Annotated in this window: 10 protein-coding genes; 8 read left to right on the top strand and 2 right to left on the bottom strand. The window is 35.8% G+C overall.

Translation table 11 applies throughout. From position 1 onward, the window contains the following. The first annotated feature begins 3 nt into the window (after positions 1-3). Together IHV10_RS13600 and IHV10_RS13595 are read left to right on the top strand one after the other, a co-directional pair. On the top strand, positions 4-300 hold the full coding sequence (locus IHV10_RS13600; RefSeq protein ID WP_197130522.1) for a YciI family protein: 297 nt from the start codon (positions 4-6) through the stop codon (positions 298-300). Between the two features lie 172 nt (positions 301-472). Beyond that, a complete protein-coding gene (locus IHV10_RS13595; protein WP_197130517.1) occupies positions 473-1,162 on the top strand; it encodes a CPBP family intramembrane glutamic endopeptidase in 690 nt (229 codons plus the stop codon). A gap of 1,075 nt (positions 1,163-2,237) precedes the next feature. On the opposite strand, the gene IHV10_RS13590 is transcribed toward IHV10_RS13595, so the two are convergent. Together IHV10_RS13590 and IHV10_RS13585 are read right to left on the bottom strand one after the other, a co-directional pair. Next, positions 2,238-2,891: a cupin domain-containing protein gene (locus tag IHV10_RS13590; protein WP_197130515.1), complete on the bottom strand. Its 654-nt coding sequence runs from the start codon at positions 2,889-2,891 to the stop codon at positions 2,238-2,240. Positions 2,892-3,160: 269 nt separating this feature from the next. After that, on the bottom strand, positions 3,161-3,502 hold the full coding sequence (locus IHV10_RS13585; RefSeq protein WP_197130512.1) for a hypothetical protein: 342 nt from the start codon (positions 3,500-3,502) through the stop codon (positions 3,161-3,163). A 233-nt stretch (positions 3,503-3,735) separates the two neighbouring features. Between IHV10_RS13585 and IHV10_RS13580 the strand changes: the two genes are divergently transcribed. The 6 genes from IHV10_RS13580 to nikC all read left to right on the top strand — a co-directional run bounded on the left by IHV10_RS13580 (position 3,736) and on the right by nikC (position 12,533). Then, on the top strand, positions 3,736-5,109 hold the full coding sequence (locus IHV10_RS13580) for a 3' terminal RNA ribose 2'-O-methyltransferase Hen1 (RefSeq protein ID WP_197130508.1): 1,374 nt from the start codon (positions 3,736-3,738) through the stop codon (positions 5,107-5,109). A 2-nt stretch (positions 5,110-5,111) separates the two neighbouring features. Then, the gene (locus tag IHV10_RS13575) at positions 5,112-7,712 is read left to right on the top strand and encodes a polynucleotide kinase-phosphatase (protein WP_197131176.1); all 2,601 of its coding nucleotides are present in this window, start codon (positions 5,112-5,114) and stop codon (positions 7,710-7,712) included. A gap of 552 nt (positions 7,713-8,264) precedes the next feature. Next, positions 8,265-8,819, top strand: a complete 555-nt coding sequence (locus tag IHV10_RS13570; protein WP_197130505.1) for a hypothetical protein — start codon at positions 8,265-8,267, stop codon at positions 8,817-8,819. A gap of 370 nt (positions 8,820-9,189) precedes the next feature. Further along, a complete protein-coding gene (gene nikA / locus IHV10_RS13565) occupies positions 9,190-10,737 on the top strand; it encodes a nickel ABC transporter substrate-binding protein (RefSeq protein WP_197130502.1) in 1,548 nt (515 codons plus the stop codon). A gap of 1 nt (position 10,738) precedes the next feature. Then, complete coding sequence (gene nikB / locus IHV10_RS13560; RefSeq protein ID WP_370629670.1) at positions 10,739-11,680, top strand: nickel ABC transporter permease; 942 nt, start codon at positions 10,739-10,741, stop codon at positions 11,678-11,680. A 1-nt stretch (position 11,681) separates the two neighbouring features. After that, on the top strand, positions 11,682-12,533 hold the full coding sequence (gene nikC, locus IHV10_RS13555; protein WP_197130499.1) for a nickel transporter permease: 852 nt from the start codon (positions 11,682-11,684) through the stop codon (positions 12,531-12,533). Position 12,534 lies beyond the last annotated feature (1 nt).

The following is a 12,534-nucleotide window of genomic DNA, read 5'->3' as shown; positions in this document are numbered from 1 at the left end:
CATTTGGAAATCACTGAATTTCTATATCAAATTAAACCAATAAGAGCAGATTTAATGGAAAATCAAACACAAGAGGAACAAGAAAAGCTTCAATCTCATTTTCTGTACCTTCAAGATTTGTTAGAGAAGGGAAAATTGGTATTGGCTGGACCATGTCTAGATGCATCGTTTGGTGTTGTTATTCTTCAAAATACAAACGAAGAAGAAGCACAAGAATTCATGGAAAATGATCCAGCAGTCAAGGGGAAGATCATGACAGCAAACCTGTATCCTTTTCGTGTTTCACTAATGAAGAAATAATCATCTTAGCACTGTAACCATCGGTTGGTTACAGTGTTTTTTTATGCTTTTTTCACAAAGAATATTGTTTTTTATGTGATACGATATAATTTACATTTTATGGTATCTTATTGATAAGATTATTATTAATTGTGATTATTTTATTGCAAATAAAGAAAAGGGGGCAAGAATATTGGAGCCAAGTTTAGAAAAAATGCAAGTTCATGAACAAATCCTCACTTGGAAGCAAGTAGTGGGTATTTTATTTGTGATGATTGGTTGTATGGCTTTGGGAGTGGTTCTTTATAAGCAATCAAATATCAGGTTTTTCACTTGGTATAATGGTTCTGCAATCATAGAATTGTGTTTTATAATTGGTCTTATAACATACAGTCCAACCCGTGCTTATTTAATGAGCTCTTGGAGCATCAGAGCGTTAATTAAGTGGACCAATTACGCTTGGCTCATTGGAGGATTTGTGTTAATGATTTTCTTATGCAGTTGGTTATTTCAAATCCAACTTGAAAGTACGTGGGACATACTATCAAGTCCTATTTCTCAATACCCATTAGCCGAAAAATGGCAAATAGTCTTATTTCTTTTGGGAACTGGAGTAATAGCACCTGTTTTTGAAGAAGCCCTTTTTAGAGGAATTATCTATCGGAAATTGTACGAAACAAGGGGAATGGTTATAGGACTCTTTGTATCTTCTCTAACATTTACTTTCGCTCACTTGTCTATGTCCTTATCTTACACAATAGAAATTTTTGTGTTTGGCATCTTATTGGCTGTTATCTATCAATTTACTCGTTCTCTTTCTATTCCTATTTTATTGCACGGAGCTTGGAACATTTTTGCTGCTTTTTATTTTAATACCCTTTAAACAAATATACATAGAGGGTTTTCATTAGAATTTAGAGAAAACATGTAACAGTAATGACAAATTTATGGAGGCGTTTGGAATGATTGCTTGGATTTTGCCAGTTGCAAATTTATTGCGCAAGAACAGCAATAGTTGGATGACTTTATCCATGATTAGTATTTGTATTTGCGGGATATCACCATATTTTAAAATTTTTTATACATACTATAAGGTTACGATAGAAGACTGTAGCGCACTCATGGATACGATGTATACCACTGCGTTTGCTGCAATGTAGAAGGCTAGAAAAAAGGAAATCAAACAAGATTCCCTTTTTTTTGACTTTTCTTTTCATAGTACTCATACCTTAACTTACGTTGACGAATCTGCTCTACTTGCCAATCCACAACTTTAATGAGAAATATTAAGACAAGAATAGGGACTCCGATATATAAAAATAGAGTTAAAAAGAGACCTAAGTACATTATTTCCATACCTTGAACATAACCCCCAATAATTTTTTAATAAAAACAACCTTATTTTACCATTAATATTTGTAAAATTAAGTAAATTTAATATAATTATAATAACATCCTCTGATAATGACTTTTTTTTATATAAGAAAGGTGGAGTGTTATGTTTTGGTTCTTCTTGGGGCTTGCAGGTATCACACTATTATTCATATTGTTCGTTATAAATGGACGACGTGAATTTTATTTAGACCAAGAAAAACCTTCCAAAGATAATTCTTTAAAGCGATTTGTGAGGTATGGCAATATTGTTATACGTGCAAAAGATGACTAATCTTACATCATTTCAACAGTCTTATAATCTGAGAAGCAAATAGAGAAAGGAAGTCGACTCATGTTTTGGTTATACTTTTTAATCCCGTTGACTATTATCATTGTTTTAGCTGTTTTGGTTGATAAACATAATAAAAAGAAGGGTTTGAAATCTAGAGTTAAGCATAGCGATATTAAACATTTATGTATGCAAGAACCTCCAGAAAGCAGTCGATCAACAAAATAGATTTTAACGAATACCTATGAAAACACAGCAAACCGACCAGTTCCTTACGGGTCGGTTTGCTGTCCTTTTATCCCCTCCACCAAACATTCCGATAAGGCTGAACGTACGGAGTTTCAGGATGCTGTTGAACATATTGCATCTGCTGATAGGTTTGTTCATGGTTTGCATGGTAGGTATATTCACCGTTTCGCTGACAGTTCGTGTAAGGTCCTATATAAGTAGAAGGTTGAACAGGGGCAACGGTTTCTTTCCATTGATTCTCGTCAAGACAATACGTATGCGCCATAACATTAGCAGGGGTGAATCTCAGTATATCTGAACCGAGAATAACTTGTGGAGTCGGTGCATTAAAAATCGCTAGAATATGAGTGTTATCTTCTAAAGCGATTTCATAATGCCACCAGCCTTGAGGAACGTTTGCCACTTGGCCAGGTGTGATCTTGAAGTTCAATAACTGTTTGGTAAATGGATTCAGGATCGATACAAGAACAGAGCCTGAGATACAATAGACAAGTTCTGCTGCATTCTGATGATAATGAGGCTCAACAACATTGCTCGTACTCATAAAGATGTCTAATAATGATACGTCTTCTAAAGTATTCAACTGGTTAATACCTAATACATTGATATAATTTCGGCTGTCTTTTTTGAACAGTGGACTCGTATTTACATCAAACGTAAATTGAGTAGAGGGAGATGTATAATCCATATATGAAACCATAAGGTGCTTCACCTCTTCTTAGGCGTTTGCCAACTTTGTAAGTATGGTATGCAAACACAAATAATTGGGTGTTTTTATTAAAATGCACTATGGTCACATGTTCTTTCTATCAGTGCCTTCATCAATATACATATCCCTCTAATAAGCTTTACCTCCTGAAAAAAACTTTCCTTCCAAGAGAAAAAAGGTACTTGTTTTTTTGCAGCGAAGATTGATGGAACTTAAACGGAAGCTTCTATCTTTGGAAGTCCTATCGTTAATGTAAGACTTTACGGTTTTCCAGGTGTAAATATAAATATTCCAGCAAGTGTAACGATACCAATCAAAATTATTGATATAAGTAATCCAATAGAAGCTAGCAATATCTTTTCATTCTTCATAAAAAGTGAAACTAAGCTAAATACAAAGGCAATGGGTGATCCTATTGCCATTGAGAAAGCTAAAACCGCTCCTTTTAGATTGTACATCAACAGAATTAATGTGATTGATAACCCAATAGAAATGTAACTAAGCCAAGTATAATGTTTAGTTTGTTCGTTCCGTTTACGGTACCATCCAAGAATGATAATCAAAAATCCTAGCAGAAAAAGAGTAATAAATATTATATCCAAACAAGGCCTCCGTTCTGTTTAACAAATATCGGTATGAGCTGTTCTCATATTGTATGTATGATATTCACATAGTTTACGCATCATCAATAAGTTCACCATGTATTGAATTGAATTATAACATATTATGGAATTTCTCTATTTTATATCTTTTGTATTTGTAAAAAAGTAGAAACTACATGCTAAAATAGAAAGGATAATATTTCAATGAAATGAATGAAGGGGGTAAAAGAATTATGCAACTAAGTTTGAAAGTACAGGGAGAAGGTTCTGAATATTTATCCCGATTGTTAGCAAAGAATCCCAATAACATATATGATCGAGACGAAAAAGGTAACCGAGTTAGGTTAGTGTTTGCTTCTTCCAATGAAAACGAAGCGGAAGCACATATATTTGTTACACCGGATCCGATAGAACTAGTTAGGAATAGTCCAAGTCATTATGATATTACTCAATATATAAATGATAGAGAATTTGTAGTGAGCAGTTTGTTTTGCTCCTATATACGTTCTGCTTTGGGAACTGCATTGAACGGAAAGCCGAAAGAAGAATTCTTAAGTTGGGTGGATCATAAATTTGACATGAAATTAGGTTTTGGTCCAGTAGCTACTGATTATTCAAATCAAATGATCAAAAACTTATTTGAACCTCTAGGATATTCAGTAGAAATTGAAGAGCTTGTTTCAAATTATGAGTTTGAAATGAATCGAACAAAGCCTGCAAGATACATACATCTAAATGGGTACATGACTGTTCAATATGCACTTCGTCATCTGTTTGTCATCATACCTGTTCTAGATAATTTTAAGCACTACTTTATTGATGAAAGAGAGATTGAGAAATTAAATAATTATGGTGAAGGTTGGTTAGAGAATCATCCTTTAAAAGATCATATTGTTGAACGTTCTCTTCGTTTTAAAGATGTGATAAAAAAAGTCAACGTACCAACTGTTGTAGTAAAAGAGAAAAAAGAGGGTGTTCAATTTGAAACACCAAAAGTGAGATTGAACGAACTTCGTTATGATGCAATAACTGATAAGGTAAAACATTTGAAATCAAAAGAAAGAATAGTAGATTTGGGTTCTGGAGAAGGCAAACTTTCCGTTCGATTAGCCACATTACATGGCATAAAAGAAATCCTAGCAGTTGAACCTTCGGAAACTGCACAATTAAGGGCATTACAACGATTTGAAAAGATAGATAAAGATCGTTCATTTGTAATTCCAACTCCTGTACTTGGCTCCTTATTCTACTACGATGAGAGGCTGCGAGGAAAAGACGTTATGGTATTATGTGAAGTTATTGAACATATCGATGAGTTCCGCTTACCAAGTATTATGAAGAACATCTTCAGAGAATATCAACCAAGTACACTAGTCATTACAACGCCAAATCGTGATTACAACACCGTATATGATATGAACGAAGCAATTCGCCATAAAGATCACCGATTTGAGTGGTCAAGGAAAGAGTTTAATCAATGGTGTGAGAATTGGTCTGAAGAATACCCGTATTCCCTTCAAATTGAGGGGATAGGTGATGAGCATAAAGAGCATGGATTTCCTACACAGATGTGTACGTTTACAAGAAAGGAGGAAGGAATCAAGTGAGTATGAAGATACAGTTACCTTGTGCCGGAATCGTTTTACTAATTGGACCTTCAAACAGTGGTAAAACAACACTTATGAATAATTGGATCGAGCAAGGCTTGATTATAGCCTCAGAAGTTGTAAGTTCAGATCAATTTCGTTTACTCATAGGAGATACTGACTTTATAGAATGGGGAAATCGTCCAAAAGATGAAGCAGATGTATTAATGAATACATATCAGACTCTCTCACAAAAAGCTTTTCAATCTATGGACTCTATTATCGAAACAAGAGCATCTCTAAACAAGCTAACGATAATTGATGCGACTCACCTCTACTCTGATGATCGGTTGAAATATATTGAGTTGGCCAAAAAAAATCATGTTCCTTCAGTAGCGATTGTATTGGATACTCCTATAGATGAATTAATGTTAAGAGATGAACGCAGGGATAATCCTAGAGGGAAGAAAAGGATTAAGCAACAAGTCCAAGTTTTTTCTAAGAATAAGAGATTTATAAAAAAAGAAGGTTTTCACCATGAGTACTTCGTTAAACATAATGAAATTAAAGAGTTATTGCTTACTAGATACACAAATCCTATAGAAGTCGATATTGATAGAGGAATTGATTTTATTGGTGATGTTCATGCTTGTTATGATGAACTGCTCGAATTATTAAATTCTTTAGGTTATGAGCCGAACGGTGACGATTTATTCATCCATCCTGAAGGAAGAAAGTTCGTGTCTGTCGGTGATGTGATGAGCAGGGGACCTAAATCAATTGAGAGTATGATTTTCTTCAAAAAACATGTAGATGCTGGCGTAGCATATATGATAGACAGCAACCACGGTTGGAAGATTGCAAGATGGCTAGGTGGCAGAAGCGTAACATTATCTCATGGCGATGAAAAAGTTGCAGAAGAATTTGATCAATATGCGAGTACACATGGAATCGAAAAGGCGAACATACTAAAAACAGAACTTAAAGAATTCTTATTAAGCGCTCCTTCTCATTATGTGTTCAAAAAGAATGGCATAAGAGTTGCAGTTGCTGCTCATGCAGGAATAAAAGATGAATACATCGGAAAGCAATCATTTACCGTTTCAGATTTCTGTCGTTATGGAGATACGGCTCATTCAGATGACAACTTAAAACCTGTTCGTAAAGATTGGTTTACTGGACATCAAAGTAAAGAATTAATAATTTGGGGACATGATCCTAAAGTGCAGCCTTTAGTGATTAATAATACGATTAATATTGATCAAGGAGTAGTATTTGGTGGCTCACTGACTGCTTTCAGGTATCCAGAAAAACGATTTGTATCGATTAAAGCCAAACAAGATTATTCTGATATGGCTGATAATCCGCTTTCCGCATGGAAATCTATGCGATTAAATCCTCCAAACATAGCAAGATTTATTAAAGGTTATTCCGTATTAACAGAGCATTTTGGTCAAATTAAAGTAAAGGATGGAGTAGTCAAGTCGGCGATTGATTCAGTATCTCACTTTACTGTACCAATTGAGGAATTAATTTATATTCCACCGACCATGAGTCCGACACCAGAACCTTCGAAACTAGAAGATTATTTGGAGCATCCAGCAGAAGCGTTTGACTATTATCGTACGAACGGAATAGAAACGATGGTAGTACAAAAAAAGCACATGGGTAGTAGAGGAATTTTATTGCTCTTTAAGGATAACGAGGCAGCAGAAAAGTATTTAGGAAGACAGACTTTAGGGACGATCAATACCCGAAACGGAAGGCCTTTCTTTTCTAAGGAAACACAAGCAGAAATCTTAAAAAGGTTAAACAAAGGCTTGATACAAAGTGGATATTTTGAAAAGTATGATACAGACTTTGTACTTTTGGATGCAGAGATTCTTCCTTGGAATTTAAAAGCTAATGAACTCATAAGTTCTCAATACGCACATGTAGCAGAAGCAGCTATTATGGACCGTAGTAAGCTAAAAGAAAGCTTAGGTTCTGCTTTAGAACAAGGAAGAGATGTAGAATCTTGGATTTTGGAAACCGATAAGAGATTGAGTAACGCTCTAACTTTTAGAGAAGTATTTCAAAAGTATTGTTGGAATACAAATGGACTTGATGGCATACAGATTGCACCTTTTCATGTATTAGCTCACAGTCATAAGACATTCTTTAACATGCCACATTCATGGCATATGGAAATGAACAAGGAACTTAGTACAATATCTGATTTGTTTATCGAAACAGAATATAAAATCGTAAGTGATGAAGCTTCCCAAAAGGATGCCATTCGTTGGTGGGAAGAGATGACTGAAGAAGGCCATGAAGGATTTGTGGTTAAACCTGAATTTTTTATTACTAAGAATGTTAAGGGCTCAATTCTTCAGCCTGCTATTAAGGTCCGTGGGCGAAAATATCTTCATATCATTTATGGCATGGACTACTTGCTTCCCGAAAATCTTAAACGTCTTAAACAGCGTAACGTAACTAAGAAACAAAAATTTGCTTTAATGGAATTTGCACTTGGAATGGAAGGAATAAATAGATTTGTAAAAGAGGATTCCATTGAAAGAATTCATGAGTGTGTTCTTGCTACTATTGCATTAGAAGCAGATTCAATCGATCCAAGATTATAAAAAAGCTACCTAGACTAATCGATTTAGACGAATGGAGGAAAAATAATTCTTATAAGAAAAGGAATAGCTGCTCTGACAACTAGTTTCTTTATAACCTTATTGAATTTTGCGATTATAGGTGTAGATTTTTGTATTTATAGCGTTTTATATAATACCAATAGTTATCTTATATGGTTCATTTTCTTCCATATTGTCTGATTACATGATTAGATGGGTTCATCCAACTTTTAAACTTTTATTATCAGGTATTTTTCATATTCTTTTTGGGTTGATATTCTTAATATTCATTCAAATAGGAGAACACGGATATGATTTGGAAAATATAGTATGGAATATATTCTTCACGCAATCTATACTTTGTTCTTTATTCTTTTGGATAATTGACGAAGTGTTGAAGAGAAAAAACATAATTATATGGTTTAAAGAGAAGTTGTCTAAAATTGGCGAGCTAAGGTTATAAATGAAGGAATTCAAATCGTGCGCTTTTACTTCAAATAGGGGTACACTCCTCATTATCTCATTGAGGACCATACGAAAAAGGGGATAACCACAATGACAAAGACAAAAAAGCTAATTGGAGGCATATTGTCTGCAGCTGTTGCGTTAAGTGCCTGCAGTTCTAGAGAAGATATAGCTGTTCAAGATGAATCAACTTACACTGAAGATGAAACCTACTCAACCTCTTATTCGGAAGAGCCAACCTATGATGATTCTGTTGAAGAGGAGATTGAACTAGATCATTTGCAATCTCAATTTCCAGATATGGACTTAGAAGCAATGGAGAATTATATAGAAGAAAACGGACTGGAATATCAAGAGGATGAGCTTATCATTTTCTTAGATGATGTCTATGAAAACGGAGAATCTACTCTGGAATCCAACTATTATGCTAATGAAAGCTCTTTTCCGTGGTGGATATTCTTGTTAGCGAATACGACCAAAGTGAAACCTGCAGGAAAAGTTACCTTTACGAAACCTGCTACAACTGCTCCTTCAACCGTTAAACCAGCAACAAAGCCGAGTACGAACGTGACAACATCTCCTTCATCAACCGGTTCTCAATCAGGTTCAGGCTTTGGTTCGGGAAGTAAGTCATCTGGCTCTTAAATCGTCATATCCACTCTATATGCTCATACTTATACAAATCTCTCAAACCCATCACTGATGGGTTTTTTATAGTTTTATTCGTTCAGAGATTGACGACAAATTTAATAAATGATAGAATTCGATATGCAAATCGTAATGATGACGATTAAAGTGGGAGTGAGGGGGTAGCAATTAACAAGGAACAGAAGGGCGAGCATAAAGAACACCTCGTACAAGGGTGTAGTAGATTTTATGATTACTTCGTTTTTTAGTGTTCCAGATTACTTAATACATAGGTATTGCATCTTTCAATATACTTTAACCATTATTTTTTTGATTTTCAAACCGTAATGATTACGATTATAAACTAACAGGCAAGGAAGGTAAATGAATGAGAAACTATAAAAATATTTTAGTAGGTATATTATGTTTGGTTCTTGTATTCATCGCTGGTTGTTCAACCACGCAAAAAAGCACAGAGAAACAAGAAGATAAAGAAAAGAACGTTAACATGATCTTCAGCTTTAAAGCAGCAGACTTAGACCCTCACACTGGATTTATTCCGATTCGTGCTGGAATAACAGAAACCCTATTAAAACTAGATGAGAAATCAAACATTGAAGGCTGGTTAGCTGAAAAATGGGAAACAGCAGATAATCAAAAGTGGGTATTTGACATTCGTGATGATGTAAAATTCCAAGATGGTAAAAAACTTGATGCTGAATCTGTGAAACAATCATTAGAGAGAAGTTTAAAAGCGAATGAATCTTTAGAAGGTTCACTCAAGATTAAATCGATGGAAGCGGATCGACAAACACTTACGATCAATACTACTGAGCCCTATCCTGCGCTTCCTTCTGAACTAGTAAATCCTTATACATCAATTGTAAATATGGAAGCAGCGAATAAGGATGGAGAAGAAGCATTTAAAAATAATCCTGTTGGTACAGGTGCTTTTAAAGTCAAAGAATTTAAAGCTAATCAATTTGTTGAAGTAGAGAAGAACGAAAATTATTGGGCAGGTGAGCCGAAACTAGATTCAGCTATGATTAAATTTAATGAAGATGCTAACGTTAGAGCACTGGCACTTCAGTCTAAAGAAGCTGATGTTGTTTACAATCTCCCTGCAGAGAGTTTAGATGCGATAAAAAAAGATAATAAACTTAATGTGAAATCTATTCCTGGACTACGTGCACATTTTGTTCTTTATAACAGTCAAAGCGAAAACGTTAAGGACTTGAAGGTAAGACAAGCGCTTGATTTGTTGCTTGACCGTGAGAGTGTGGCAAAAGACATCATGCTAGGACATGGTCTTGAGGCAAACGGTCCATTTAACAGTACATTACCGTTTGGACTAGATGAAGAAGTTTCAGAATTGAATGTGGAAAAAGCTAAAAGCCTTTTAACACAAGCGGGTTATAAAGAGAATGCAGAAGGTTTAATGGAGAAAGGCGGGAAACCGTTAGCTCTTGAACTAGTTACGTATAAAGCTCGTCCAGAACTTCCTTTAATCGCGCAGCTTTTACAGTCTGACGCAAGTAAAGCAGGAATTAAAATTAACATTAAGACGGTTGAGAATGCAGATACGCATCTAGCTGAAAACAAAGACTGGGATCTAGCGACGTACAGTAACAATACCTCTCCAAGAGGAGACGGAAGCTACTTCTTTAACACGGCATTTACAGAAACCGGAGCATTAAATGTTGGAAAGATTAACATTCCTGAACTCAACACTCTAATACAAGAGTTAAACCGAACAACAGATTTAGATGAACGTACAAAGCTAACTCAAGAAGCAGCAAAGGTAATCAACAAAGAAGTTGCCCACAGCTATGCAGTTTATCCAAATATCATTATTGGAATGAACAAACGCATTGTGAACTGGGAGCCTACGGCAGAGGAGTATTATATTCTAACACACAATATGGATGTGAAATAATGTGTTTACGATTATAAAGAATAGGGTTATACAGCTGATTGTTGTTTTATTCATTCTATCCCTATTTACGTTTACATTGATGAAGATGGCACCAGGAGATCCTGTTCTTACCATCCTAAATGCCGATGAAATGGTCGTAACAGAAGAAGATCAAGCTGAGCTTAGAAATAAGCTCGGCTTTGATCAGCCTCTGTATATACAATATGGCAGATGGATGCTCAACCTAATGCAGTTTGATCTAGGAAAATCATATATGACGGGAAAACCGGTTGTCGAAGAATTGTTAACGCGACTACCCATTACAGCTGAACTTACTTTTTTCGCTATGACCCTCATGCTTTGCATTACAGTTCCACTTGGCGTGTGGTCAGCGAAATATGTGAACAGATGGCCAGACCAGTTCAGTCGAATCCTAGCATTAGTTGGGGCATCTATTCCTAGTTTTTGGCTAGGCCTCATTTTAATCTATTTTTTCGCATTTAAGCTTGGTGTTCTACCTTCCTCAGGTATCGGGTCGTATCCTCAAATCATCTTACCTGCTTTCACGTTAGGTTTTACTTATGCTGTTATTTATGCGAGATTGCTACGAGCAGGTCTTCTGCAAAGTTTGTCTGAAGACTATGTTTACGCAGCAAGAGCAAGAGGTGTAAAAGAGTGGAGAATTTTGTGGTTGCACGCGTTTAGAGCGGCTATCCTTCCTGTTCTCACGATATTTGGTTTGAGTTTAGGAAGCTTTTTAGGTGGAGCAGTAGTGGTTGAGATTCTTTTTTCGTGGCCAGGATTAGGTAGTCTAGCTATTGACGCCATACTTAATCGGGATTATCCGGTCATTCAAGGGTACGTCCTATTAACTGGAGTATTTGTAGTTCTAGCAAACTTAATCGTTGACCTATCTTACTATGTGATTGATCCAAGAATGAAACGAAGAGAGGAGGCATTATGAAATGAATATTCAGATGCCTAGAATAAATCAAATTCCATTTTTCTTCAAGAAACAAAATTTACTGATTCAGTGTGGGATTATATTTTTTATGATCATCACCTTGGTCACATTGATTGGACCGTTTATCGTTCCAAATGATCCCTTCACAGCGAATATGTCTGAACGACTTGCCCCACCGAGTAGCGTTTACCCTTTTGGAACTGACCATATGGGAAGATGTATATTTTCAAGACTCATAGTCGGTGCCCAGTCAACACTTGGTATAACGGCTCTTGTTGTAGTGACTGTTGCACTAATCGGAATTCCAATCGGTCTCGTAATCGGTTATATTGGTGGTCGATTGGATACAGGGTTTATGCGTTTAGCAGATGGTATACTTGCTCTTCCAGAATTTATTTTAGCGATAGCTATCGCTGGATTCTTAGGACCAAGTTTGACGAATCTTATGATTTCGATTGTTTTTGTTAAGTGGATTGCTTATACAAGGGTCGTAAGAAGTATCGTAATCACTGAACGAAACAAAGATTATGTTCTAGCTGCAAAAGTTGGGGGAAGCTCTAGGTGGAAGATTATCCGAAGACATATGTTTCCGCAAATTGTTTCTCCTGTACTTGTCCTTGCTACCCTTGATATCGGAAAAGTGATCCTTACAATCTCTTCCTTATCTTACCTTGGATTAGGTGCGCAGCCACCAGCTCCAGAATGGGGAGCGATGTTAAATGATGGAAGACCTTATTTTCAGAGTGCGCCAGAATTAATGATTTACCCAGGTTTAGCCATCTTTTTTGTGGTATTAGCATTTAACTTGATGGGTGAAGGATTGCGTGACAAATGGGATGTTAAAAGTCGATAGA

Origin of the sequence: Fictibacillus sp. 5RED26, assembly GCF_015903895.1 — a bacterium.
GTDB lineage: Bacteria > Bacillota > Bacilli > Bacillales > Fictibacillaceae > Fictibacillus > Fictibacillus phosphorivorans.
This window is presented reverse-complemented; position numbering and strand designations above follow the sequence as displayed.

Coding starts and splice junctions, on each gene's coding strand:
- IHV10_RS13590 (WP_197130515.1), bottom strand. CDS start 2,891: ATGGTTTCATATATGGATTATACATCTCCCTCTACTCAATTTACGTTT.
- IHV10_RS13580 (WP_197130508.1), top strand. CDS start 3,736: ATGCAACTAAGTTTGAAAGTACAGGGAGAAGGTTCTGAATATTTATCC.
- IHV10_RS13575 (WP_197131176.1), top strand. CDS start 5,112: ATGAAGATACAGTTACCTTGTGCCGGAATCGTTTTACTAATTGGACCT.
- IHV10_RS13570 (WP_197130505.1), top strand. CDS start 8,265: ATGACAAAGACAAAAAAGCTAATTGGAGGCATATTGTCTGCAGCTGTT.
- nikA (WP_197130502.1), top strand. CDS start 9,190: ATGAGAAACTATAAAAATATTTTAGTAGGTATATTATGTTTGGTTCTT.
- nikC (WP_197130499.1), top strand. CDS start 11,682: ATGAATATTCAGATGCCTAGAATAAATCAAATTCCATTTTTCTTCAAG.